This is a genomic window from Pseudomonas sp. F007 (assembly GCF_057814275.1).
Genome location: NZ_JBVATA010000014.1, coordinates 25,546 through 49,251, shown reverse-complemented (window position 1 = coordinate 49,251; position 23,706 = coordinate 25,546). Strand labels below are relative to the sequence as shown.

The following is a 23,706-nucleotide window of genomic DNA, read 5'->3' as shown; positions in this document are numbered from 1 at the left end:
GGCTTTGGAGTTCACGCATATGGCTGCTTTATCGCAATCGAGTCAAACCGGGCAGGACCCGGCCAATCACCCTGTTCCAAGCGAAGCGCGCATGGGCCGACTGTCGCTGACCATGGCCTGGTGGGCAGTGTGCAGCGCGATGTTCTACATCGTCGTCGGCGCCTCCCTGGCGCTGTCCTATGGCGCACGCAACGCGCTGATCGGCATGCTCTTGTCGGTGATCAGCTACGGGCTGGTCAACGGTGTGCTGAGCCGCTTCGCGGTGCGCAGTGGCTTGTCGGTGGCGCTGTTTTCCCGGCTGTTGTTCGGTAGCACCGGTGCCTGCCTTGCCACGCTGATCTTCTTTTCCACGGCGATCTACTACGCGGTGTTCGAGGGCTCGGTGATCGCCGTGGCGCTCAATCACCTCTATCCGCAACTCGTGTATCCGCTGGCCGCGTTGCTGGTGGTGCTGTACAGCGTGCCGCTGATCCTGGGCAGCGTGCAGCACTGGCTGGACAAGCTCAACGGCGTGCTGCTGCCGGTGTACCTCGGCGGTCTGCTGGTGGCGGTGGGGTTGTCCGTCAGCCGTTATGGCTACCAGCCGCAGTGGCTGGACTTCGGTCCGGCGGCCCCCTCTGCGTTTGGCTGGTGGGACTGCTTCGTCGCCTACATGGGCGTCTGGATATTGATGCTGTTCACCTTTGACTACGCCCGCTTCGGCAAACCGGAAGACGCCGAATACCACGGCCGCTGGAACTTCGGCATGCCGTTCTACATGGTGACCTTCCTGCTCAATGGCGCGGCGGGGATCTACCTGGTCAGCAGCATTCCCCACGAAGGCGCGCTGAACGAAGTGTCGGTGGTGATGGCGATCCTGCAGTTGATGGGGCTCTGGGGCCTGTTGTTTGTCTGGGCCACGCAAACCCGGATCAACACCGCCAACTACTACCTGGCGACCCTGAACATGCAGGCGTTCTTTGCCCGTTTTGGACTGCGTGGCTCGTACCTGATGTGGGCGCTGGCAGTCGGTCTGATCGTGTATGGCCTGATGCTCGCGGATGTCTTCGCTTATTTGCTCAAGGCGTTGGCTTACCAAGGCATCTTTGTGGTGGCCTGGGTGGGTGTTGCGTTGGCGCAGATTGTCTACGGACGCGATGAGGTGGCGGCGCTCGAACGGGTGGCCGCGTTCAACCCGGTGGGCTTGACGGCCTGGTTTGGCGCGACCGCATTGGGGCTGGTATTGATGTTTTCCGGCGGCGGCCTGAGCAGCTTTTCCGCGCCATCCACCGTGATAGTTGCCTTTGCCTTGCACGCAGGCTTATCCCTTCGAAGCCGGGTGCGGTTGCGGTTGGCAGAGTGAAGTTTTGCAGGGATTCATTCCGTGCTTGCCTGCAGTAAAGGTAGTGCAGGCAATGGGAAGCTCATGATGAGTTGGCCGAAGGGGTTGCGGTGACTGCTTTGGCCAAGTCATCCAGGCGGCATGCCTGAAGGTTCGAGCCTGACGGATCGGTGCAAGGTGTGTACGCTGGCCGCTTACGCTATAGCGACCCATTCGAGATATCCCTATGACGCCCAATCCGACAATCGATAACCTGTTACGCGTCGCGTTGGTGACAGGATCGACTTCCGGTATCGGCGCAGCCATTGCACGTGTGCTCAGCCGGGCAGGTTATGCAGTGGTACTCCATTCGCGAAATTCTGCGGAGACGGGACGCGCCATGGTTGCCGAAATGAAGCAGGCTGTTTACGTGCAAGCTGACCTTGCTGTCGAAGCTGACAGGGTCAGGCTGGTTAATGAGGCAATCGCCGCGTGGGGGCAGCTCGACGTACTGGTCAATAACGCCGGTATTAGCAGAGTCATTGCGCACGGCGACCTGGCCTCTGCCAGTTCGAAGGTGTGGCACGAACTGAACGAGATTAATGTCGTGGCGCCGTTCCATCTGATCGCGTTGGCCGAGTCAGCCTTGCGCGATGCCGCCCGTGACCGCCGAGCAGGTTGCGTCGTAAACATCAGTTCGCATGCCGGTATCCGTCCCAAGGGCGCATCGATTCCCTATGCGGTCAGCAAAGCTGCGCTTAATCACATGACCCGCTTGCTCGCCGTATCGCTGGGGCCACACATTCGCGTAAACGCCGTGGCGCCTGGCTTGGTCGACACGCCTCTGACCGCAGACTGGACAGAGGCCCAGGAGCTGTGGCGAACTCGCGCACCCATGCGCAGGGCCGCCAGCCCGGACGACATCGCCAAAGCGGTGGTCATGCTGGTCGAGTCGGACTACTTGACCGGCGAGATACTTCTGTCGGACGGTGGGTTGAATCTGACTTAGGTTTGGCGTGCTGGGGTGGAGTAGGGGAGAAGAGGGAGCATGCTGTTTCCCCGGCGGATACGGCAGTCTGGGAGGATCGACTTTTTCAACACAATCGACTGTAGCTGGCCCTTGATCCATCTTGGGCATCTGACGTTTTTGGTTAGGCACTCTTCCATTGGATACTGTATTTATGTACAGTAATAGCTTCTTTTGGAGAGAAAGCCATGCTTAAAGGTAGTTGCTGCTGCGGCGCAGTGAAGTTCTTGGTGTCGAGTCCTCCGACAATGATGGGAACATGTCATTGCTCACGTTGCAGAAAGGTCGGAGCAAGTACCTTCGTCTTCGTAAATCGCTCATCGTTCGAGCTGATTTCCGGTTCGGACTCCATCACCACCTTCAAGCCTGAAGCACCTTATAAGTACAGCCGGTGCTTCTGTTCGCACTGTGGAACAGCATTGGGCGAGGTGACGTCGACCGCCGAGTCGTTTCCCGTGGCTGCGAACTGCATCGATGAGCCATTGACCATCACCAATCTCTTCCATGAGTTCGTCAAGGAAAAGCCAAGCTGGTACGACATCTGCGACAACGCCAAGCAGTTTCCGGAACATCCCCATCAATAAGACGCTAGGCGTACTCGACCAAGGGTTGAACGTGGCAACTCGCAAGTGCCACGGGCAGCTTCTGGGTGGAAGTGGTTGTTTGTGAGTGGCTGCTTTCGGCCACAAGCGGTCGGTGGATGGAGCAATAACCAATGAGTAAGCGTCCGGCCAAGTCATCTTCCGAACGCCAGCATTAAGGGCGATGGTGTCCGCGTTTTTAAGCGGACGCGATCACCCTTAATCGCCAGGATTTCCATGCGCCAACGAAGCTCTTACTGAAATCCGAGCTGCCCTGCAAGACTTGATGCAGATGAATTAGACTAACTAACCCACCATTTTTGCGAAGTGAAGACGATGAACGCAAAATACGATAGCGAACTTCAAGCATTGCGTCGCGAGATTGAAACGGAGGGCGCCCGTCCCTCGGTAATCGACGCGCATGTCGACGCCATGCTGGCCGAAGGCGGTAAGAACTTAGCAGCAGATTTGCTCTCAATGCTTTCCGACAAGGCTGAATATGATGAAGGGATGTTTACTCTTGTTCACGCGGCTGAATCACTCGACGTAGTTCCGTATGCGTCATATGTGTCGGCACAGCTGTCGGTATTTCCAGCGTTATTTACTTCGTCGCCACGTTGGGCATCCATCATTCTCATGCGCTTGATGAATGGCGATGCGAGCCGACAGGAGCTAGTCCGCCAACTCCGTACCGCTCCAGCACCGGTAAAGGAATCAGTTCGCGTCATGTGCGTTCGAATTAACGAAGTAAGTCCGGAATTCTTGAGCAAGACGGTGCCGGTGATTCTGGCTGCAGCGTAATCTTAGAAATTCCGTAGCAAAAAGTGGACGGAACTATTTTTCGCTGTTTAAGTAAATAAATCCGCCCCTTTTACCCCTCCAACTACCGAACGACAGTTCCTGGCCGATTTCTGCCATTCACCACTGTCAGCTTTGGGCCGATTCATGCACTTCATGAAAGGCAGATATCGACCCAAAGCCGCCCTTGGCACGAGGCAGAAAACGGCCAAGAGCGGTCATTGAGTGTCTACGAAAGCCGGGCCGATCCATACAGTGGCTTGGCGCACTTGATCAGCGCGAGTAGATCTGTTTGCCGGCAAACCAGGTCTGCAGCACCTGGGTATCACGCAGTGCCTCGGGGTTGACACTGAATACATCACGGTCAAGAACGATCATATCGGCTTGCTTGCCAACCTTCAGAGAGCCCACTTCATTTTCCAGGCGCATGGCCCGAGCGGCATTGAGTGTGTAAGCCTGAAACATGGTCTCGCGGTCGATGGCCTCGTCAGCGTTCAGCACGCCTTTTGGCCCCTTGCGGGTTACTGCCTGGTAGATCGCCTTCCACGGTTGCGGCGTAGTGATCGGCCAGTCACTGGCCCCTGCAATCGTTGCCCCGGCCTTGTAGAGAGAATGCGCTGGGTAGCTATGTTCGAATGCGTGTTGGTCGACATAGGGTTTGACCAGGTCGATATTGGACTCGTCAGCACTGGCCCAGTACAACTGCATCGAGGCGATCACATCGAGTTTTTTGAAGCGCGGATAGTCATGTGGACTGACCATTTCCAGGTGAGTGATGGAGTGTGGAATACCACTGTCGCGGTCTTGGCGGGCTTGCTCGACGCCGTTCAATGCCTCGCGTACAGCGCGGTCGCCAATAGCATGAACATGCACCAGCCAGCCACGTGCATCGGCGGCGCTGACCAGTTCACCGAAGTGGGCCGGGTCCAACAACAGTTCACCGCGCTGGCCGGAGTTTTTGTAGGGTTCCAGCATCGCAGCGCTTTGCGCCGGAATTTCTGCGACACCGTCGGCGAAAACCTTGATACCTGGCAACGTCAGGTTATGTACCCCCAGGAACTGCTGGCGAACCTTGTCCAACTCGTCCAGATCAGCAGGGCGAGCCTTGGAGTCTGCCATCAGCAGACCGGCGACATGAGCTGTCAGTTCGCCTCGCTCTGAAAGCTCTTTGTAGATCGGCAGGACGCCCACCGAGTCATTATTGACGTCGGCACCTGGTAATTCATTGGCCAACGGATCCATCCAACCGGTAATTCCGAGCTGCCTGGAGTAGTCCAACGCCATCCGACCCGCCGTCATCAGGGTTTCGTGGGAAAGCGCCGGCAACATGTCGGTAACCGGGTAGTAACTGGCATCAGCCAGGAAACCGTTGGGACTGCCGTCCTTGTGCTGTCCGATAGTGCTTCGGGCCTCGACCGGCAATGCAGCGATCGATTTGGCATCGATCTTTGCGCGCTTGAGCAGAGCCCTGTTGGCCCAGCCGGTATGCATGTCATTGGCTGCAAAAAGGATGGGTAGGTCAGCCCACTCACCCTGGTTGAAGCGCGCTTCAAGAGCCGCGATATCGTCCCAATAGGTACCCGGCAGTCCACCGACGGACAAAAATTCACCCCGCACAGCCTTGCCGTCCTTGCGCCACTGGCGCAGCCGCTGTTCAAGTTCGTCCAGGGGAATTTGCTCGCCCATCAGGTTGGCCAGTTCCAACTGCAGGCCACCCTTGATGGAATGGGAATGGGAATCGAGCATGCCGGGCATGAGTACCTTTGCGCCCAGATCGATCACCCGGGTGCCGTCGACCTTCAATTGCAGAATCGCCTGATCGGAACCCACCGCGACGATTTTTTCGCCCTCTACGGCCACTGCCTGCTGCAGAGGTTGGCCCGGCTCGGCGGTGTAGACCCTGGCGTTGTGCAGGATCAGATCGACCGCCGCAAAGCTTTGTACGCTACTGCACGCAAGGCTCGCGCTGATCGCCATTTTCAAGAGCTGCTTCATTCGATGCCTCTTTCTTGTTGTGATTGTCCGCAGCCTAGCCAAGGCAAATGAGCAGTTAAATGCGCAAGCAAGCACAACTTATTTCGCTCTTTGGAAACAATCACTGATTCGCCAGATGCACGGCTGAACCCGCTGGAATATTTGCACTCGCCCAACAATCCTACGGATACTCGCCGCCCTCGCGGACTGCATCGCTTATGCGAAGAAGGAAAACAATGGACAAGATGACCGCTTTGACCATTTTTGTGGCCGCCGCCGAACACGGCAGCTTTAGCCGTGCTGCGGAACATTTGGGGAAAACCCCTTCCGCAATCACCAAGGCCATCGCGCATCTGGAAAACGAACTTGGCGTACGCCTGTTCGAGCGCACCACTCGGCGCATGGCGCTGACAGAAGCCGGCGCGGTATATCTGGAGGGCGCTCGCCAGGCGCTGATGCATCTGCAAATGGTGACCGAGGAAGTCGAGCAGTTGCAGTATGAATTGCGCGGCACATTGCGCATCACTGCGCCGCCCTCGTTTGGCCCGGCATTTCTCAATCAGGTCTGCATCCGTTTCATGCGAGAGCATCCGCAGGTTCGACTGGAAGTCAACCTCAACGACGCCAATGAGGATTTGATGGACGGGGGATACGACCTGTCGTTGCGCGACGGCCCCACGGACCAGCCGGAACTGATCGCCCAGCCAGTGATTGAGAACCGCGTCATTCTCTGCAGCAGTCCTGACTACCTGGCAAGGCGCGGTGCCTCGATCACCCTGGAAAATTACGCTCAACATGACTGGCTGCAGCTGCGGCATCCGCTGCTCAACCGCAGCTTCTGGTGGATCGAGCAGAATGGCCAGTCACTGCGCGTTCGGCAGCCGCCCCCCCGCCTGGTGAGCGACAACTTCGACTTTCTGCTGGCCTGTCTGCTTGGCGGCCAGGGTCTGCAATTCGTCCCCACCTGGTGCGCTGCACCCTACCTGGCTAATGGCCAACTGGTGGAGGTGATGCCGGGTTACTGGCGGTCATTAAGTGCATTCGGCCCGTGGATACATGTGCTGTATCTGCCCCACCGGCGCAACACGCGAAAGGTTCAGGCTTTTATCGCGTTGCTCCACGATCAGCTTCAGGAACAGGGGCTGGAAGCGGTTGCTCAGGGTTGATTGTTTCCGGATGGGCACAAAAGTTGTGCGTACTCTGACGATGATCGTCGGCAGGTGCCTCGATAGGCTAGCCACGTTGCCTGAAAATGCCGGTCGCGCAGAGCGCCCGGCATCTTCCCTAACAGCAGCGTTGCCCTGAGTCTGATGCACTAGGAGTTGCCCGCAGTGAAGATCCATACCTTAGTCACCGAGCACCGAGAGCCCGGCGCCCGTGGCTTTCAGATCGGTGAGCGGTTCGCCGAACAAATACGTGAAACAACCGATCTCTACCTGAATTTCTTCCCTCGAGTTGGCGTGTCCCTTCGTGAAGCCCAGCGCATCGGCGATAACAGCATGAGCGCCCTGCAAGCCTGGAGCCCTGACCTGGCGGCTGAGATCGGGGCCATGGCAGAAGGCGCCGACATACCGTTATGGCAATTGGCGGCTTTGAATGCGCGTACCGAAGTGCTGGCTGCGCGCACTCGGCACAACGAATGCTCGACCACCGTGCATGCGCCATCTGGCCCAAGGGCACCGCAAACGCTGCAAACCTGGGACTGGCACGACAGCCTTTGCCCGCAGGGCCTCATGCTCGCGTTCCACACCGAGCGCGGCATGAACGTCAAGCTATTCAGCGAGTTCGGCATGCTGGCCAAACTGGGGGTGAATAGCGCGGGCCTTGGTCTGCACTTCAACATCTTGCACCACCGCAGCGACAACGCCAGCGGCGGCGTGCCCGTACATGCTATTGCCCGCCGCTTGCTGGAGGAAGCCCGCAGCGTCGAGGAGGCCGTCGAAATCGCGCGTTCGGCCCGCGTCAGCGCCTCCACCGTACTGACCGTGTTTTCTCGCGAAGACAGCAGCCCACGCGCAGTCAGTATTGAACTGAGCCCTGAGCGCACGGCACTGGTGTTGCCGCGCGAGGACGGCTGGTTGCTGCATACCAATCACTTCCTTGACCCGCTATTGAGCCAGGGTGAACAAGTCGCTGACCGCGCCGACACTGAATGCCGCCTGGGTCATCTGGAGCAGGTCAGCGCCCAGATGCACAGTGCTGATCTGCGCACCCGGGCGCGGGCCATGTGTGGCGTCCAGGGCGACAATGCGCCGATCTGCTTCTACCCCGACATGGCCATGCCCGACACCGAGCGCTGGGAAACGCTGCTGAGCGTGGGGATAGACACCGAGCACTGCATGCTTGAATACGTCGCGGGTACACCGCTGCAACTGGCCAATGCAGGCTTCGAACGCTTCTGAGCCAACCCGGTACCGTACTTCTGTGCGGCACTCGATGACGAGAATAAAAACAATGCACTCGAATCATTCTCAAGCTGCGCCTTCGCGTTCCGCATTCCGGACCTTCTGTGTCTCCGGTCTCGGCACCGCGCTGGAGTTTTACGACTTCATTATCTACGGCACGGCGGCAGCGCTGGTTTTCCCGCAGGTGTTCTTTCCTGAAATGGATCACCTGACCGCAACCCTGGTGGCCTTTGCCGCCTTCGGTGCCGGCTTCTTCGCTCGTCCCCTGGGCGGCATGGTATTCGGACACTTCGGCGATCGCATCGGTCGTCAAAAAGTGCTCGTCACAACCTTGTTGCTGATGGGCCTGAGCACCTTTCTCATTGGTTGCTTGCCAAGCCATGCCAGTATCGGCGCTATGGGGCCGATATTGTTGTTGCTGCTGCGCCTGGTCCAGGGGTTCGCCGCCGGCGGCGAATGGGGCGGGGCCGCACTGTTCGGCATCGAGTCCGCACCGCCGGGCCGACGAGGATTGTGGGGCAGTTTCACCAGCATGGGCATCGGTGTCGGTGGCATCCTCGGCTCTGCGGTGTTCGCTATTGTCAGTGCCGCCTATGACGACAACCTGGTGGACTTCGCCTGGCGCATTCCGTTCTGGCTGGGTGGCGCTCTGGTGCTGTTCGGCCTCTACGCTCGCCTGAAGACTTCGGTACCTGTCGCCGCGCCTGTGGCGAAGCCGGTTCGGGCTCCGCTGGCCGAAGCCTTGCGCCAGCGGCCTCGACAGTTGCTGCTGTGTACCGGGATCGCCTTCGGTTACTGCACCATCGCCTATATTGGCAGCACGTTTTTCCTCACTTACGCCACTCAAGTCGGGTATAGCAGCACCCAGGCACTGATGTTCGACATCGCATTGTCGGTCGCCATCGTGTTCTCCGCTCCGCTTTTCGGCTATCTGTCGGATCTGTTGGGGCGGCGCAGGGTGATGGTGTTCGGGGCCGTGGTCATGGCAATGGGGATGTTCGGTTTTTTTGCGATGGTCGGCATGAAAAGCTACGCCATTGCCATGTTCGCCTACATTTTGGTCGGCTTGTTGATGGGGGCAACCCAAGGTCCGATTCCAGCCTTTCTGGGCGAGCAATTCCCACGCAGCATGCGTTACTCGGGAATCTCCGCCAGCTACCAAATCGGCGCAGCGTTGGGCGGCGGTACAGCCTCAAGCGTTGCCACCGCAATTCTCATCTTCACTGACCATAATCCAATGGGTGTGGCGTTGTACGGGGCCGCAGCGCTGGCTTTGGTTGCGATATGTTCGATGCTGCTCCGTGAGACTTCGCGCCTGAGCATGGCGCAAATTGATGAAGAGCCTTCAGAATCGATGAGGGGCGTGACACCGGCTTACCGCTGATTGCGACACGATTGAAGTAAAAGAACAGCAGTGCGAAGAAAGCAGCCTTGCAACAGGGTGTAATTTTCGCGCTGCTGATTACGTTCAGCTTGATCAGTCAGCGATAAGCGCTTTGGTAGCGTTTCGGCGTAGCAATAGCCCACGATCGACATGCGGATCCTCAATTCAGGATCAATCGACGGGCGCCCAATCGGGCTGTAGAAGTCGGCGAGGTGATGGGGCAAATCGCTCGGATCGAGACAGCGATCAATGCTGCGCAGAAGGTGGTTGGTGTGGATGTGATCTTCGAGGTTGAACGAGTAAAACAGCCGATTCTGCCCACTCGATAACTGTTCCATCATGCTGTCACATCACGATGGGCACCGGTCAGAACCCTTGAGCACCGCACTGAGGACGCGCTGTCCGTATAAGCCGACGCCAAGACCCGACACAATGAGAACCACTGCAGCGACTTTGTTAAGTGACAGGGTCTCATTGAAAATCATGACTGAACCAAGCAGTCCGAATACCGGCACCAATAACGACAATGGCGCGACGGTAGACACTGGATATCGTTTCAGAAGTGAATTCCAGACCCAGTAGCCTAACAGTGTATTCGGGTATACCTGGAACAGGATCGACAGGACGGCGCGGTAGTCGAGTTGACTTACCAATGCGCTGTAACCCGTCGAACCATTCACAGCGTAATCGAGCGCGAAAAGAGGGATGGGCGAAAACGCGCTCGACCACACCAGGAAAGCGAAAACCTGGGTGGTCCTGGCTTTTTTGTTGATCACGTTAGCCGCACTCCAGGCGACCGCTCCCAGCAGTACCAGGATCAGCCCGGCCGTCGTGACTGTTCCGTCAACGATGGAGATGATGCTTAACAAACCACACAGAGCGAGGCCCATGCCCGCGTATTGAAAGCGGGAAATCCCTTCCTTGAATATCCATGAACCCAGCAGAATGGTGAAAAACGCGCTGAACTGAAGCACCAGCGAAGCGATACCTGCCGAAAGACCAGATTTGATGCCAAGGTTAACGACGCCCCAAAGTCCGATACCGAAGACCAGGCCGTAACCAATGATGTAGCGCCACTGCACATCAGGTTTCGGAATGAAAAAGATCGCCGGGAGCGCGCATAGCGTGAACCGGATGCCGGCAAGAATGAATGGGTCAACAGTGGTGAGGCCCAGTTTGATGACCGAGAAATTCACGCCCCATATGGCAGTAATCGAGATGGCGAGTAGTAGGTGCCTGGCTTTCATACTGATCGTCCTTGATGGGTCGTTGAAAAATGAAACGTGAGAAACCAAAAAACCAAGGCGATCGCGCTAATCAAGGCGCCCAGTACGCTTACTGCAATCCAGCCCCATAACGCGTAAACCTGGGTCGCGGCGGCGGCGCCCAGCGCGCTACCGACCGAGTAGAAGCACATGTATGCGCCAACCATGCGACTTTGGGCATCGGGTCGTGCGGCGAAAATGATGCTCTGGTTGGTGACGTGTACGGCTTGCACCGCAAAGTCGAGCAGTACTACGCCGCAAACCAGAGCTATCAGTGACATTTCGGCAAAAGCGATGGGCAACCAGGAAAGCGTCAGGAGCCCCAGCGAAATGCCGGTAACGCGTTGCCCCAGACCTTGATCGGCCCAGCGACCGGCTTTTCTGGCAGCAAGGGCACCGGCGACGCCGGCCAGGCCAAACATGCCAATTACAGTGTGTGAAAGCGATAGCGGCGGGGCGCTCAACGGCAGCACTATCGATGTCCACAGCACGGAAAAAGCGGCAAAGATCAGTAAGGCCAGAAGGCCCCTGGTGCGTAAGGTGCGTTCGGTGATGAATAGTTTGAAGAGTGAACCGATGAGCGCCAGGTAGGAGTCTTTGTGCCTTGGCGCCACCGCGACAGGAACCACTTTCCACAGCACCGTCGCGATGGTCAGCATCAATCCCGAGGACACGAAGTATACGGCGCGCCAGCCCGCGATATCCGCGATCAGGCCAGAGGTAAACCGTGCCAGAAGAATCCCCAGGACAATTCCACTGGTTATTGTCCCGACTGCTTGCCCGCGTTGTGAGGGTGTTGCCAGCACGGCCGCGTACGCCACCAATACCTGAACGACCACTGCCAACAAGCCCATCATGATCATGGCACCCAACAGGGTCAGCCATTGCTGTGCTGCACCGACCGCCGCGAGCGCCGCCGCCGACAGCAGTACCTGCGTCAGAATCAAACGCTTGCGGTTTATCAAATCGCCCAGTGGGACGATGAACAGCAACCCCAACGCGTAACCAACCTGAGTGGCCGTCACCACAACGCCGATCATTGATGAGGCCACACCCAGGCTGAGTGCCATTGAGTCGAGTAACGGTTGCGCGAAGTAAATGTTGGCTACGGTCAGTGCGCAGGTGATAGATAACAATAACGTCAGCGCCGGGGAAAGCCCTGGAGAGCGGTCGGAGCTGCTGCTCTCTACGGTATCCGAATGCAGCAATTGCGAAGGCTGTCTGGAGAACCGCTTGATGGCTGAGTCCGCATCTGCTGTCATGTTCACCTCCATGGCGTTAATCAGGTTTCAATTTAAAACTAGATTCCATTGTTGTCGCATCAGGTTTTAAATTGCAACCACATTGTGTCAGGCTGGTGGACAGACTTGGCAACTCCACACTGCACAAGGTCAAAAAGATGGAAGAATATGCTTCACCAAACAGCAGCGAATGCCCCGTAGCAAGGACGCTGGAGGTCATCGGAGATCGTTGGTCGCTTATGATCATCCGCGACGCTTTTGACGACATTCGCCGGTTCAGCGAATTCCAGAAAAGCTTGGGCGTGGCCAAAAATATTCTGGCATCGCGACTGAAGACGCTGGTTGAGGTCGGCGTTTTCGACATTCGACCGGCGTCAGATGGCAGTGCCTACAAGGAGTACGTCCTTACGGAAAAAGGGAGGGAGATCTTTCCCATTGTGGTAAGTCTCAGGCAGTGGGGCGAACGCTTCCTGTTCCAGCCGCAGGAGACGCGTTCCGTGCTGATGGACAACGAGTCCGGCCAGCCTCTGATGCCGATTGATGTTCGCTCATCAAACGGTCAAAAACTGGGACCGTCTGACTGCCACAGAGTGAGACTAGTTGGCGGCGAGTCGTGAATCGACAGCAGACTTGCCTCACCCCCCCCACGTCCCGCAATCATTTCAACGCTCAACTCAACTGCCGCACTCCCAAGCCTAAAATCAACCCACCGCACAGGCGATCGATCCCTTTCCGAGCCTTCTGATACGCCGAGGAAATCCTCGGCTGCGACAACGCCAGCGCAACCAGTCCATACCAGGTCAGCGAAACCACCACCACAACCGCCAGCATCGAAACGAAGGTGCTGACGGACGGGTGGGCGGGGGCGGCTGCGGAAAAGACTGCGGCGTAGAAGGCCACGGATTTGGGATTGCCGATGTTGGTGACGATGCCCTGGAAGAACGATTTCCGGACGCTGTCCGCCGGACCTTCGCCGGGGCGCATGGCGGGATGCTTGCCGGCGTTAACGATCAGGCGTAGGCCAAACCACATCAGGTACGCCGCGCCCATGATCTTCACCACCAGCGCCGCCCACGGGAAGGCTGCAAACACCAGGCCCAGGCCCGTGATGGCGCAGGCAGACCAGAGCAGATTGACGGTCACGATACCGGCCACCAGGGCCAGCGCCTCGGTGCGTGTCGCGGCGACGGCCTTGTGGACCACGGCGACGAAGTTCGGTCCCGGAATCACTACGCCTGCCAGATAAACCCAGAAAACCGTGAGCATCGCCGCACTGTCGAACATGTCGAGTCCTTTTGGTGCTGATCGCTAATAGCGACCATGCTAGCGAGCGACGGGGCCGACAGTCAGACACAGATCCCGCAATAAACTCCGATACAGTGACGCTTTATGCGGAGTAGGCCTTGCCCGGCGATGAAGCGCTCAGGGATCGCTATCAGCGCAGCTTTTCCAGCATCTGGTAGTACCACATCCCCACCGCCAGCATCGGATTGCCGAACACATCGCCCAGCGGCACCTTGATGTGCTTGCAGCCGGCAAAGGTGTCGAATTTCGCCAGGGTGCCGGTCAACGCCTCAGCCATGATCTCGCCCATGATATGGCTGGTCGCGACGCCATGCCCGGAATAGCCCTGGCAATACCAGACGTTGTCCGACACCTTGCCCAGCTGCGGAATGCGATTCATCACAATGCCCATCGCGCAACTCCATTGGAACTCGATGTCCACGCCCTTCAGCGCCGGGAATGTGCGTTCTATGCATGGGCGCAGTTCAGCGGCGATATCGCGCGAGTCGCGTCCGGAGTAGTTGGCACCGCCGCCAAACAGCAAGCGACCATCACCGGTCAGGCGGTAGTAATCGAGGACAAACCGACAATCGTAAACGGCCAGGTCGTGCGGGTTGATCGTGCGGGCCAATTCGCCCAGAGGCGCGGTGGTGACAATCCCGCCCATAGCCGGGAAGATCTTGCCCTTGAGCTGTTTGCGCTCGAGCTTGTGGTAGACGTCGCCGGCCAGCAGAACCTGGCGCGCGTCGATCCGGCCCTGGGCCGTGACAACGGCAGGTCGGTCGCCATGGACGATCTCCAGGACCTCGGAGTTCTCATAGATCAATGCGCCCAGGCTGTGGGCGGCGCGAGCCTCACCCAGGCAGAGATTGAGCGGATGCAGGTGCAGGTTGCGCATGTTTTTCAGCGCGCCCTGATACAGCTCGCTGTCCAGATGCTGGCGCACGCCGGCCTGATCGAGGAGGGTGACCTGATCGCCCATTCCCCGTCGTTGTGCTTCATCGTGAAAAGCGCGCAGTTCGTTCATGTGCGAGGCTTTCATCGCGGTATGCAGATGACCGCGCTTGAGGTCGCAGTCAATCCCGTACTTTTTCACCCGCTGCTCGATGATTTCATGGCCGCGCCAGCGCAGGTGCCAGATGAAATCGTCGACCTCAGCGCCCAGACGGCTGCGCATCTGTTGGCGCATGGCCTCGTCGCCCGAAAGGCTGCCGGTGACCTGGCCACCATTGCGTCCGCTGGCACCCCAGCCAATACGGTTGGTTTCGACAATCGCCACCTTGAGCCCGCGTTCGGCCAGCTCGATGGCGCTGGCAACACCGGTGAAACCGCCACCGATAATCACCACGTCGACGCTGACCTGGCCTTGTAAGGTCGGGTACTGGATGGGGTCGTTGAGACTGGCGGTGTAATAGGAGGCGCTGCGTTGGGCGGTGCCGATGGCATTGTGCAGGGCGACAGTCATGTAATCGATTCCTTTGATGAATGCGGGTCAGGCATGCAGACAGACCTGCACGGCTGGGCCAGGGATCAGCCGCCTGCCGGTAGCGGCGGACAGTTCGTCAGCGGATTGAAGTAGGCCGAGAATCGGCCAACGGCTTCAGATCGAGGCGAGTGCCCCGTCCGGTGGACGCGCATGACTGCAATGCCATAGCGCCCAGAAGGCCAGAATGATGGGGAACAGGGGATTTACGCAGGGACGGGCGCGCACCTTCGGGAAGGAAGGCTGCAGCGGGCGACGGATCAAGCGCTGGTGCGGAATCATGGTTGCGGATACTCCCACTGCGCGAATGTGGGTTAAATCGGCATTTGTGAACCTTGGGGTATTGCTGGACTAAACAATCGTGCCGACTTCTCCAAGACGTCGCGCAGTCGTTCGATGAATGTGTTTAGCCGACTTCTGCCTTCCGCGACAGACTGAAATCGACTTGAGGCTGACGAGCAACACCAACAGCATCTCATCAGATCTGCCGGTGAGCCCCAAGTCGTTGAGCAGTAATGTTTGAAATTTCAACGTTGCATCGGTGGAAGCGGGCCCACGAACATCACCTTTAGGCGATCATGGCCAATCACACGTGCCAACTCTGCGATCACGCAATACATGAAGATCAGGGTAACGAGCAAAATCTGAATCGCCCAGAAGCGCGGCCAGTTCATTGAGGCCCACAGCAGTGAATTAGCATCAATGAGACTGGGGGCCTCCTTCCAGTACTCGTAAATACGCTCCAGGTAATGCACAACAAGTGCGACCAGCGCATACATCAGCGTCTTCCACGTGACATTCCAGATGATAGGTTTCTGCGGAAAGCGATTGATAAAGGGCAGCATATCCGCAACCAATACCGACTTGCCGAGGATCATGGATGCGATCAGCACCGAGGCCGAGACGGGAAGATCGACTCCGGACCCCTTGATCATGAGCCCGCGGATAAGGGCAACGATATGCAGAATGACGAAAAAGAATAGGGTCGGTGGCAAGACTTTCATGAATTCATGCTTGATCTTGTGTACCAGCGTGCTCATGTTTTTGTCCTTCTGATTAGCGTCCGCGCAGCTTACCGCCCTGATTGCCGTCGAACTAATTATTGCTATCGCGAGAAATTTATGTGGCCCGTATCACCAAGGGCATTGGCGTGTAGGGTAGATACCCAACGCGTCCGGCTATGGCTTACCACAGCGTAGTAGGCACTGTGGTGAGCGCTACTTTCGAGTGAAAAAAACCGGCAAGACCTCATCCCCCGCCGAGCTGTCATAGCCGACCCCGAAACTCCAGCTCAGTCGATCGTTGGCGTGATAGCGGGTTCCAGGCGAGGCGTGCCAGGTATGATGTTTATTAACGCCGTGTGGGCAAACTTAGCAGCCTCGCAAGAAACTTGGCTCTTAGAACTGTGACCGACTCGCCAATCCCTGATCAGTCCGTTTACGCGTCGTTCAACAAAGCAAATGAGCGATAAGTGGTCATCGTAATGCATCCTTAATTGACCCAGATTAATGCACGGCCCGATACGCATTGACCTGTCTGACTTTGAATCACAAACTTCGTGGCTCTTTTTAGATGGTCGAGGTTGTTCAGATGCGCAAATCATTATCTTTATTTGTATTAAGCGTAGTTATTTCTCATTACGCCGTTGCCGGCGAAACTGCGAACACCGCAATTGGTGGCGGTATGGGGGGAGCCCTTGGCAGCGTGGTCGGAAAGGCCGTAGGAGGCAGTAGCGGTGCCGTTATCGGTGCTGGCCTCGGCGGGGCAGCCGGGGGGGCTTTGACCGCCAAAGATGGCAAGAAAACGGAGTCCGCGATTGGCGGTGGCCTGGGCGCAGCCGGTGGTCAAGCGATTGGTAATAGCGTTGGCGGCTCCTCTGGAGGCTTGATCGGTGCAGGGCTAGGAGGGGCGGCAGGCAGTGCAGTTGGCAATAACCTGGCTAACGATGACCACCATCATTCCGACCACAAGCACAAGAACAAACATAACCATTGAGCATGATGGTTTTGTCCTGGTCTCTGAAGAAAATGAAGAAACCGGCGGGAAGCCCCTGACAGTGCAATGCGATCCTCGGGATTTGGTGTGCAAGGTGTCCGTCATTTCGAAGCTCAGTCGGCCGAACTTGGCAGGGGTGGTTCGAGTTGAATCCGCACCCGCACCACAACGGCCTACTTAGAATATGCAACTATCGCCAGTACCGATCTCCAGCCATCCGAACCTCATATACTCACCCCTTCGCCACCAGCAAAGGCTCCCCCAAATGCCCACCGCCCACGTCTTCATCGCCACCAGCCTTGACGGCTACATCGCCCGCCCGGACGGCGACATCGACTGGCTCCTGCAGCGCGACGACCCAAGCGAAGACCACGGCTACACAACCTTCATCGCCGACAAGGACGTGATCGTCATGGGCCGTGGGACCTACGAGAAAGTCGCCACCTTCGACACCTGGTTCTACGAGTTACCGGTGGTGGTTCTGTCCGAGCAATTGGCCGACTCGCCTGTGCCCGAGGCGCTGCAAGGCAAGGTGCGTTTTTCCAGGCTTGCTCCGAAGGCCTTGATGGCGGAGTTGGCGAGTCAGGGTATGGAGCGGGTTTATGTCGATGGTGGGCAGGTGGTGCAGTCTTTTCTGCGTGAGGGTTTGGTCGACGACCTGGTGATCAGCACCATGCCGGTGCTGATCGCTTCAGGCAGACCGTTGTTCGGCAGCCTGGCCCAGGACGTTGATTTGCAACTGGTCTCCAGCCGCAGTTTCCCGTCGGGCCTGGTGCAGTCGACTTACCGGATTGCACCCTGAGCCGCAGGCGTACGGGGCAGTGCTCAGTCCGCCGGATTCAGCACCGCGCGCAACAGCGCCTGCGCCTCTTTGGTCACGCCCTTGCTGATCATCTTTTCCGGCAGGCGGGAGTGATCGAGGAAGAAATCCCGCAGTCGATTCAAGGGCGCCGGCACGCCGTGGTACAGCCGTCCGAGAAAGCGTGCGAAGGCGGTGGTCTGGTTGGTGTAGTCGACCCGTTGCTGGTCGTAGCGGCGCAAGCCGGCTGCCAGTGCCTGGGGATCGCTGAGGTCGCGTCCGCGCAGGTATTTGGCCAGGAAGTAGCCGTCTTCGATGGCCATGCCCGCGCCGTAGGCGGCGTAGGGGGAGGTGGGGTGGGCGGCGTCGCCCATGATGGTCACCCGGCCTTTTGACCATTGCTTGAGTGGGTCGCGGTATTTCACGACCCAGCGGAACAGGTTGTGCGAGGTGTCGGTGGCGTCGAGGATCTGCGGTACCGGGTAGGAGAAGCCCTTGATCCGTTCGCGCACGTAGGCGGCCGGGTCTTGCGGTTCGGGCTGGTTCTCATCGCACTTTTCGACGAACCACCATTCGAAGCAATCCTTGTCCTGGTAGCGCAGCGGCGCATAGCCCATCTGGTAGGAGTGGTTGTGCTGGATGACGATTTTCTTGCGCTCGGGCCCTTCCAGTTCGCACCAGCCGAGCCACACGGCGATGCCCAGGTGCTTGAGTTCCGAGGCGCCCCACAGCTGTTCGCGCACGCTTGATTGCACGCCGTCAGCGCCGATCACCAGGTCGGCGTCATAGGCCTGGCCTTCGGTAAAGTGCACGGTCACGCCGCCAGCGTGTTCCTGGTAGTGACTGAAGCTGTGATTGGGCACCACCATATCGGCCGGGGCCGCCGCCAGAAGCCGCTCATACAGTTCGCTGCGCATCATGCCGGACTGCCAACCGGTGACGCCGGCCTGCTTCAGCAGCTCCATGTCGATGTCAAAGTTGACCCGGACCCGACCGTCGTGGCGGCGAAACTCCGGCAGGCCGGCGGCAAAAATATCGTCGACCTGCACCCCGAGGCTGCGCAGGATGACGATGCCGGTGGCGTTCAGAATGATCGCGCCACCCAGTGGGCGCAGTTGCGGGTGACGCTCGAACACCTTCACCGAGAAACCCGCCTGATGCAGCGCCACACCTGCCGCGATGCCGCCAGGGCCGGCGCCGATCACCGCCACGCGCTTGCCTTTGACGCCCAAATCTACCGACTCAATCATCTGTGCCTACCTCGCCGTTATTGTTATGAATGCGCTGCGGGTACGAGCATCAGCGCAGTGCCAATCACCATAACGACCCTGATGGCGGCGGGGCCAATCGCATCCTTCGCTATGAGGCATCGTAAAGCGCGATGCCAGGTATCTGGATTTATCGTGGCTGTTGTGAACACGAAAGGCGGGTCAGGCGTGTCCGCGTGCTTGCAGCACCTCGCGCAAAAACACCAAGGCTCTGCAAAACACCGGGTGGCAATCGTCATCCGGCAAAGGCTCGAGTGCCGCCCAGAAGAATTCGAACCGGTGGCCGTGGTCATCGAGGGTCTGGTGCGCCCAGCGCTCCGGCAACGGTCCGTCGACCTGACACAGGTGAAACGACCAGAGCTGCCCGTGGTGCCCGGATTGCCAACAGCCCAGGTCGTCCTTGATGGCGGCGGCGCGCAGGCCAGACTCTTCCCACAGTTCTCGCAGCGCGGCTTGCTGCGCGGTTTCCCCCGGTTCAATGCTGCCTTTGACCAGTTGCACCCCGGCCTGGGGATGGCGGAACAGGAGGATCCGCGGTGGTGATTCCTTGGTCAGCACAACGGCGCAGGCCTTGTCGGCACGCATGGCGATTTCCTTATCGGTAATGGGAGGCGGGGCATGATACGCGTAGCTGGGGTGCTGCGATCCGACGCTTGCAAATAGGCCGTGATGCGCATGACAATAAGAGTCATTATCAATCACGAATCCTTCCATTCCCATGTCCGCCAACCCTTCAGCGCTGCACAGCGCCGTCAATGATCTGTATTGCGACCATCACGGCTGGCTCAAGGGTTGGCTGCGCAAGCGTCTGGGCAATTCGTGCGATGCGGCGGATCTGGCGCAGGATACGTTTGTGCGAGTGATCAAGGCGCGTAACGCGCTGGAGATCCGCGAGCCACGGCCGTACCTGTCGAGGGTTGCCAAGGGCTTGCTGGTGGATCTGTTCCGCCGTCGTTCCCTGGAGCAGGCCTGGCTCGAGGCCTTGGCCGAGGTGCCGCAGCTCGAGCAGCCGTCCCTGGAAGAGCAGGCGATGCTGTTGCAGGCGCTGCTGCAGATCGACCGCATGCTGCAGGGCTTGGGGGCGAAGGTCAGGCAGACGTTTATCCTGTCGCAGTTCGATGGCCTGACCTACCCGCAGATTGCCGAGCGCCTGAATATCAGCGTGCGCAGCGTCAACAACTACATGGCCAAGGCCATGGAGCATTGCTGCCTGATGCAGATCCAGCTGGAACTGGCATGAGCCTGTCGTCGGCCGAACGTGCGGCGATCAGCGCCGCAGCCCAGTGGTATGCGCGGCTGCACTCCGGAATCGCCAGCGACGTTGACCGTGCCGGTTGGAATGACTGGCTGCAGGCAGACCCTGCGCATCGCCAGGCCTGGCAGCGGATGGCGGCGGTGGGTGAGCAACTGGCGAGTGTGCCGGGCAACCTGGCGGCGCCGGCGTTGCGCGGTGTCGAGCGCTCGCGGCGGCAGGTATTGCGCAGTGTGCTGTTGCTGGCGTCGGCCGGTTCGCTGGGCTGGTTGGGCTGGCGCAGCGACGCGTCGCAGCAGCTGTTGGCGGATTATCGGACCAGGGTCGGCGAGCGCCGGCAGTTTCGCCTGGCGGATGGCAGCTCGTTGCTGCTCAACACCGACACCTCGGTGAACCTGCGTTTTGATGGTCGGCAACGGTTGCTGCAGTTGTTGTCCGGAGAAATTCTGGTGAGTACGGCGGTCGATCCGTTGCAGCGGCCGTTCAAGGTCATGACTCGACACGCCGAAGTGCTGGCGCTGGGCACGCGTTTTATCGTCCGGGCCGAGGCGGCCGGGGGTGACGTGGCGGTGCTCGAGAAGGCGGTGCAGGTCACCGCTTTTGGCGGAGGCTCATCGGTGCGCCTGGAAGCCGGGCAGTCCCTTGGTTTCAGTCAAGGTGCTGTGGGTGCCGTACGCCGCAACGATGCCTCGGTCGGGGCCTGGCAGCAGGGCAGCATCATCGCGATCAATCGGCCGCTGGGGGAATTGCTCGCCGAGCTGTCGCGCTATCGCCCGGGTGTTGTGCGCTGTGATCCGGCGATTGCCCAGTTGAAAGTCTCTGGCGCCTTTCCCATCGATAACACCGATCTGGCGCTGTCGGCGCTCGAGAGCGGGTTCTCGCTGCAGGTCAGGCGCTTCAGCCGTTATTGGGTGAATGTCTCGGCGCCGGCCAGTAGCGCTGTGCTCTGATCAAAATCTTTTCAAGCGCTTTGCACTATTCGCGCACCTCGTTCGGCTCATCCCTCAATGAGTTTTTATTCAGCGTTTCTGGGGGAGGGTAAGCATGTCTGTGGTGTACAAATCGGCGCGTCTGGCATTGGCGGTGAATCTTGGGGTATTGGCGTTCACCGCCAGCGGTCTTTGCGCAACGGCAGCCGTGGCCGCGCCACAGCAAAGCGCGGTGCAGTCGTTCAATATCGGCGCCGGCAGTCTGGCGGAAGTCCTCAGCCAGTTCGCCAGTGCGGCGGGCGCAGCGATTTCCTTCGATGCGCGGCAAACCGACGGCATGAACTCGGCCGGACTCAAAGGCAGCTACGGCGTCAGTGAAGGCTTTGCGCGGATTCTCGCGGGCAGCGGCTTGCAGGCTGAGCCCCAGGCCAACGGCACCTACGTGCTGCGGGCGGTGCCGACTTTCGGTTCGGCGCTGGAGCTGGGCGCGACCAACATCAATGGTCAACTGCTCGGGGCGACCACCGAGGACAGCGGCTCCTACACCACCGGCGCAGTGACCATCGGCAAGGGCCAGCACTCGCTCAAGGAAACGCCGCAATCGGTCACGGTGATGACCCGCAAGATGCTTGATGACCAGAACCTCAACACCATCGATCAAGTCATGGAGAAGACCCCGGGCATCACCGTCTACGACTCGACCATGGGCGGCAAATACTTCTATTCCCGTGGCTTCCGCATGTCCGGCCAGTATCAGTACGACGGCGTGCCCCTGGACATGGGCAACCTCTACGTCCAGGCCGACAGCTTCAGCGGCGACATGGCCTACTACGACCGGGTGGAAATCCTCCGCGGTGCCGCCGGCATGATGAAAGGCGCCGGCGGAACGGCCGGTGGCGTCAACTTTGTGCGCAAACGCGGGCAGGCGACGCCGAGTACCGAGATCACCCTGTCCGGTGGCAGTTGGGACAACTACCGTGGCCAGGTCGACACCGGCGGCCCGTTGAATGATGCCGGGACCATTCGCGGCCGGGCGGTGATTGCCGAACAGAGCCGGCACTACTTTGTCGACGACGCCAGCCGCAAGGACCAGGTGTATTACGGCGCCCTCGACGTCGACCTGAATGCCGACACCACCCTTGGCCTGGGCGTGGCCTACGAAGACGTGGATGCCAATCCGTGCTGGGGCGGCCTGCCGCGCTACAAGGATGGCAGCGACCTGAAGCTGGGCCGTTCGACCTGTCTCGATCCGTCCTGGAACACCTGGCGCAGCCAACGCACCACGGTGTTCAGTGATCTTGCCCATCAGCTCAACGACAACTGGGCGCTGAAAGTCGCCAGCGTTTACACAAAGAACACCCAGGACATCAAGTACGCCTTCGCGTCCGGCGCAGTGACGCCGGGCGTCGGCACCACCGGCATGCTTGGCAGTATGTACGACTATGATCAGGTCGATTACGGCCTGGATGCCTACGTCGATGGCAAGTTCGAGGCCTTCGGCCGCCAGCATGAATTGGTGGTAGGCGCCAACGCCAGTCGCGGCAAGAAGGACGACTTCTATTCGGTAGCCTTCCTGCCGCAGCGGCAGAATGTGTTCAACCCGAACAAACACATTCCTGAGCCGGACGACAGTTACTTCATCGATAACTCGTCGCGCGGTGGACCGGTCAATTCGTTGACCAAGCAGAAGGGTGTGTACTCGATCCTGCGCCTGAAACTGGCGGATCCACTGACCCTGGTGGGCGGTACTCGCGTGAGCTGGTACAGCTCGGACACCGATTACGACTTCATCAACAGCGGCACCTCGGAACACGCCAGCACCAAGGAGACCGGGCAGGTCACGCCCTTTGCCGGGGTGCTGCTGGACCTGAACGAGAACCTCACGGCCTACGCCAGCTACTCGGACATCTTCACCCCGCAGGGCAACTACCGCTCCGAAGACGGCTCGGCGCTCAAGCCGTTGGTGGGGCAGAGTTACGAACTGGGGATCAAGGGCGCGTGGTATGAAGGACGGTTGAACAGCTCCTTCAACCTGTTCCGCACCATCCAGAAGGACCAGGCGCAGACCGACTACAACTCGTCCTGCCCGTCATCCGACGGCTATTGCTACGTCAACGCCGGCAAGGTCCGCGCCCAGGGCTTCGAAGCTGAAGTCAGCGGTGAAGTCATCGAGCGCCTGCAACTGCTCGCGGGCTACACCTACACCCAGACCAAGACCCTCGACGACATCGACGACAGCCTCAATGGCGCGGCCTTCAACACCTACGTGCCGCGACACATGCTGCGCCTGTGGGGCGATTACCAACTGGACGGCGCGCTGGATCGCTTCACCCTGGGCGCCGGGGTCAACGCGCAGAGCGACAACTTCCGGGTGTCGCCGTCGAGCGGCGAGGAAATCACCCAGTCGGGTTATGCGGTGTGGAACGGTCGCCTCGGCTACCGCATCGACGACACCTGGTCGTTGGCCTTGAACGGCAACAACCTGTTCGACAAACGCTACTACTCGACCATCGGCACCGAGACCTTCGGCAACTACTACGGCGATCCGCGTAATTTCATGGTGTCGGTGAAGGCGAGTTTCTGATTTTTTCGGGTGGGCGAGGTGATGTGCCGCAAGCTGGCGCGACCACGGATCCGCGGTCTACCCGAAACCTGTAGGAGCGAGCCTGCTCGCGAAAAACGCCCAGGCACTTCGTTCATTCTGGATGAGCGGGGTGGCGC

21 protein-coding genes and 1 pseudogene are annotated in these 23,706 nt (G+C 59.1%); 13 read left to right on the top strand and 9 right to left on the bottom strand.

Annotation, left to right across the window (positions count from 1 at the left end):
- Positions 1-19 precede the first annotated feature (19 nt).
- The 4 genes from ACZYR5_RS28690 (at position 20) to ACZYR5_RS28675 (ending at position 3,709) form a co-directional block, all read left to right on the top strand.
- Positions 20-1,342: a purine-cytosine permease family protein gene (locus tag ACZYR5_RS28690; RefSeq protein ID WP_489092709.1), complete on the top strand. Its 1,323-nt coding sequence runs from the start codon at positions 20-22 to the stop codon at positions 1,340-1,342.
- 205 nt (positions 1,343-1,547) lie between these two features.
- On the top strand, positions 1,548-2,309 hold the full coding sequence (locus tag ACZYR5_RS28685) for an SDR family NAD(P)-dependent oxidoreductase (protein ID WP_489092710.1): 762 nt from the start codon (positions 1,548-1,550) through the stop codon (positions 2,307-2,309).
- 206 nt (positions 2,310-2,515) lie between these two features.
- Positions 2,516-2,911: a GFA family protein gene (locus tag ACZYR5_RS28680; protein ID WP_489092711.1), complete on the top strand. Its 396-nt coding sequence runs from the start codon at positions 2,516-2,518 to the stop codon at positions 2,909-2,911.
- Between the two features lie 333 nt (positions 2,912-3,244).
- Positions 3,245-3,709 (top strand): Imm30 family immunity protein, encoded by a 465-nt coding sequence (locus ACZYR5_RS28675; protein WP_489092712.1) that lies wholly within the window; start codon positions 3,245-3,247, stop codon positions 3,707-3,709.
- 270 nt (positions 3,710-3,979) lie between these two features.
- Here ACZYR5_RS28675 and ACZYR5_RS28670 read toward each other — a convergent pair whose 3' ends face one another.
- Complete coding sequence (locus ACZYR5_RS28670) at positions 3,980-5,701, bottom strand: amidohydrolase (RefSeq protein WP_489092747.1); 1,722 nt, start codon at positions 5,699-5,701, stop codon at positions 3,980-3,982.
- Between the two features lie 215 nt (positions 5,702-5,916).
- Between ACZYR5_RS28670 and ACZYR5_RS28665 the strand changes: the two genes are divergently transcribed.
- The 3 genes from ACZYR5_RS28665 (at position 5,917) to ACZYR5_RS28655 (ending at position 9,469) form a co-directional block, all read left to right on the top strand.
- Positions 5,917-6,846, top strand: a complete 930-nt coding sequence (locus tag ACZYR5_RS28665; RefSeq protein ID WP_489092713.1) for a LysR family transcriptional regulator — start codon at positions 5,917-5,919, stop codon at positions 6,844-6,846.
- A 165-nt stretch (positions 6,847-7,011) separates the two neighbouring features.
- Positions 7,012-8,082: a C45 family autoproteolytic acyltransferase/hydrolase gene (locus tag ACZYR5_RS28660; RefSeq protein WP_489092714.1), complete on the top strand. Its 1,071-nt coding sequence runs from the start codon at positions 7,012-7,014 to the stop codon at positions 8,080-8,082.
- Positions 8,083-8,134: 52 nt separating this feature from the next.
- A complete protein-coding gene (locus ACZYR5_RS28655) occupies positions 8,135-9,469 on the top strand; it encodes an MFS transporter (protein WP_489092715.1) in 1,335 nt (444 codons plus the stop codon).
- Between the two features lie 104 nt (positions 9,470-9,573).
- Here ACZYR5_RS28655 and ACZYR5_RS28650 read toward each other — a convergent pair.
- The 3 genes and pseudogenes from ACZYR5_RS28650 to ACZYR5_RS28640 form a co-directional block, all read right to left on the bottom strand.
- Positions 9,574-9,810, bottom strand: a pseudogene (locus ACZYR5_RS28650) (transposase); the annotation flags it as partial.
- A 9-nt stretch (positions 9,811-9,819) separates the two neighbouring features.
- Positions 9,820-10,716 carry an EamA family transporter gene (locus ACZYR5_RS28645; RefSeq protein ID WP_489092716.1) on the bottom strand — a complete coding sequence of 299 codons (897 nt, stop codon included), beginning with the start codon at positions 10,714-10,716 and terminating at the stop codon, positions 9,820-9,822.
- Entirely contained in the window at positions 10,713-11,996 is a 1,284-nt protein-coding gene (locus ACZYR5_RS28640; RefSeq protein WP_489092717.1) for an MFS transporter, read from the bottom strand. Before ACZYR5_RS28640 ends, ACZYR5_RS28645 begins: the two co-directional genes overlap by 4 nt.
- Positions 11,997-12,133: 137 nt before the next feature.
- Between ACZYR5_RS28640 and ACZYR5_RS28635 the strand changes: the two genes are divergently transcribed.
- Positions 12,134-12,592: a winged helix-turn-helix transcriptional regulator gene (locus ACZYR5_RS28635; protein ID WP_489092718.1), complete on the top strand. Its 459-nt coding sequence runs from the start codon at positions 12,134-12,136 to the stop codon at positions 12,590-12,592.
- A gap of 52 nt (positions 12,593-12,644) precedes the next feature.
- On the opposite strand, the gene ACZYR5_RS28630 is transcribed toward ACZYR5_RS28635, so the two are convergent.
- The 3 genes from ACZYR5_RS28630 to ACZYR5_RS28620 form a co-directional block, all read right to left on the bottom strand.
- Positions 12,645-13,259: a LysE family translocator gene (locus ACZYR5_RS28630; RefSeq protein ID WP_489092719.1), complete on the bottom strand. Its 615-nt coding sequence runs from the start codon at positions 13,257-13,259 to the stop codon at positions 12,645-12,647.
- A 151-nt stretch (positions 13,260-13,410) separates the two neighbouring features.
- Complete coding sequence (locus ACZYR5_RS28625; protein ID WP_489092720.1) at positions 13,411-14,724, bottom strand: NAD(P)/FAD-dependent oxidoreductase; 1,314 nt, start codon at positions 14,722-14,724, stop codon at positions 13,411-13,413.
- Between the two features lie 545 nt (positions 14,725-15,269).
- A complete protein-coding gene (locus ACZYR5_RS28620; protein ID WP_489092721.1) occupies positions 15,270-15,782 on the bottom strand; it encodes a hypothetical protein in 513 nt (170 codons plus the stop codon).
- A gap of 550 nt (positions 15,783-16,332) precedes the next feature.
- On the opposite strand from ACZYR5_RS28620, the gene ACZYR5_RS28615 reads away from it, so the two are divergent.
- Positions 16,333-16,737, top strand: a complete 405-nt coding sequence (locus tag ACZYR5_RS28615; RefSeq protein WP_489092748.1) for a YMGG-like glycine zipper-containing protein — start codon at positions 16,333-16,335, stop codon at positions 16,735-16,737.
- A 265-nt stretch (positions 16,738-17,002) separates the two neighbouring features.
- Positions 17,003-17,539 carry a dihydrofolate reductase family protein gene (locus ACZYR5_RS28610; RefSeq protein WP_489092722.1) on the top strand — a complete coding sequence of 179 codons (537 nt, stop codon included), beginning with the start codon at positions 17,003-17,005 and terminating at the stop codon, positions 17,537-17,539.
- A 23-nt stretch (positions 17,540-17,562) separates the two neighbouring features.
- On the opposite strand, the gene ACZYR5_RS28605 is transcribed toward ACZYR5_RS28610, so the two are convergent.
- Positions 17,563-18,786 carry an FAD-dependent oxidoreductase gene (locus ACZYR5_RS28605; RefSeq protein WP_489092723.1) on the bottom strand — a complete coding sequence of 408 codons (1,224 nt, stop codon included), beginning with the start codon at positions 18,784-18,786 and terminating at the stop codon, positions 17,563-17,565.
- A 180-nt stretch (positions 18,787-18,966) separates the two neighbouring features.
- The gene (locus tag ACZYR5_RS28600) at positions 18,967-19,389 is read right to left on the bottom strand and encodes an NUDIX hydrolase (protein ID WP_489092724.1); all 423 of its coding nucleotides are present in this window, start codon (positions 19,387-19,389) and stop codon (positions 18,967-18,969) included.
- Positions 19,390-19,522: 133 nt separating this feature from the next.
- On the opposite strand from ACZYR5_RS28600, the gene ACZYR5_RS28595 reads away from it, so the two are divergent.
- From ACZYR5_RS28595 to ACZYR5_RS28585, 3 genes are all read left to right on the top strand, one after another.
- On the top strand, positions 19,523-20,044 hold the full coding sequence (locus ACZYR5_RS28595) for a sigma-70 family RNA polymerase sigma factor (RefSeq protein ID WP_489092725.1): 522 nt from the start codon (positions 19,523-19,525) through the stop codon (positions 20,042-20,044).
- Positions 20,041-21,006 (top strand): FecR domain-containing protein, encoded by a 966-nt coding sequence (locus tag ACZYR5_RS28590; RefSeq protein ID WP_489092726.1) that lies wholly within the window; start codon positions 20,041-20,043, stop codon positions 21,004-21,006. Before ACZYR5_RS28595 ends, ACZYR5_RS28590 begins: the two co-directional genes overlap by 4 nt.
- Positions 21,007-21,100: 94 nt before the next feature.
- Positions 21,101-23,569 carry a TonB-dependent siderophore receptor gene (locus tag ACZYR5_RS28585; protein WP_489092727.1) on the top strand — a complete coding sequence of 823 codons (2,469 nt, stop codon included), beginning with the start codon at positions 21,101-21,103 and terminating at the stop codon, positions 23,567-23,569.
- Positions 23,570-23,706: the final 137 nt, after the last annotated feature.

Bases quoted from the DNA above. Each gene is read 5' to 3' on its own strand.
- ACZYR5_RS28690 (WP_489092709.1), top strand. From the start codon at position 20: ATGGCTGCTTTATCGCAATCGAGTCAAACCGGGCAGGACCCGGCCAAT.
- ACZYR5_RS28685 (WP_489092710.1), top strand. From the start codon at position 1,548: ATGACGCCCAATCCGACAATCGATAACCTGTTACGCGTCGCGTTGGTG.
- ACZYR5_RS28680 (WP_489092711.1), top strand. From the start codon at position 2,516: ATGCTTAAAGGTAGTTGCTGCTGCGGCGCAGTGAAGTTCTTGGTGTCG.
- ACZYR5_RS28675 (WP_489092712.1), top strand. From the start codon at position 3,245: ATGAACGCAAAATACGATAGCGAACTTCAAGCATTGCGTCGCGAGATT.
- ACZYR5_RS28670 (WP_489092747.1), bottom strand. From the start codon at position 5,701: ATGAAGCAGCTCTTGAAAATGGCGATCAGCGCGAGCCTTGCGTGCAGT.
- ACZYR5_RS28665 (WP_489092713.1), top strand. From the start codon at position 5,917: ATGGACAAGATGACCGCTTTGACCATTTTTGTGGCCGCCGCCGAACAC.
- ACZYR5_RS28655 (WP_489092715.1), top strand. From the start codon at position 8,135: ATGCACTCGAATCATTCTCAAGCTGCGCCTTCGCGTTCCGCATTCCGG.
- ACZYR5_RS28645 (WP_489092716.1), bottom strand. From the start codon at position 10,716: ATGAAAGCCAGGCACCTACTACTCGCCATCTCGATTACTGCCATATGG.
- ACZYR5_RS28640 (WP_489092717.1), bottom strand. From the start codon at position 11,996: ATGACAGCAGATGCGGACTCAGCCATCAAGCGGTTCTCCAGACAGCCT.
- ACZYR5_RS28635 (WP_489092718.1), top strand. From the start codon at position 12,134: ATGGAAGAATATGCTTCACCAAACAGCAGCGAATGCCCCGTAGCAAGG.
- ACZYR5_RS28630 (WP_489092719.1), bottom strand. From the start codon at position 13,259: ATGTTCGACAGTGCGGCGATGCTCACGGTTTTCTGGGTTTATCTGGCA.
- ACZYR5_RS28625 (WP_489092720.1), bottom strand. From the start codon at position 14,724: ATGACTGTCGCCCTGCACAATGCCATCGGCACCGCCCAACGCAGCGCC.
- ACZYR5_RS28620 (WP_489092721.1), bottom strand. From the start codon at position 15,782: ATGAGCACGCTGGTACACAAGATCAAGCATGAATTCATGAAAGTCTTG.
- ACZYR5_RS28615 (WP_489092748.1), top strand. From the start codon at position 16,333: ATGCGCAAATCATTATCTTTATTTGTATTAAGCGTAGTTATTTCTCAT.
- ACZYR5_RS28610 (WP_489092722.1), top strand. From the start codon at position 17,003: ATGCCCACCGCCCACGTCTTCATCGCCACCAGCCTTGACGGCTACATC.
- ACZYR5_RS28605 (WP_489092723.1), bottom strand. From the start codon at position 18,786: ATGATTGAGTCGGTAGATTTGGGCGTCAAAGGCAAGCGCGTGGCGGTG.
- ACZYR5_RS28600 (WP_489092724.1), bottom strand. From the start codon at position 19,389: ATGCGTGCCGACAAGGCCTGCGCCGTTGTGCTGACCAAGGAATCACCA.
- ACZYR5_RS28595 (WP_489092725.1), top strand. From the start codon at position 19,523: ATGTCCGCCAACCCTTCAGCGCTGCACAGCGCCGTCAATGATCTGTAT.
- ACZYR5_RS28590 (WP_489092726.1), top strand. From the start codon at position 20,041: ATGAGCCTGTCGTCGGCCGAACGTGCGGCGATCAGCGCCGCAGCCCAG.
- ACZYR5_RS28585 (WP_489092727.1), top strand. From the start codon at position 21,101: ATGTCTGTGGTGTACAAATCGGCGCGTCTGGCATTGGCGGTGAATCTT.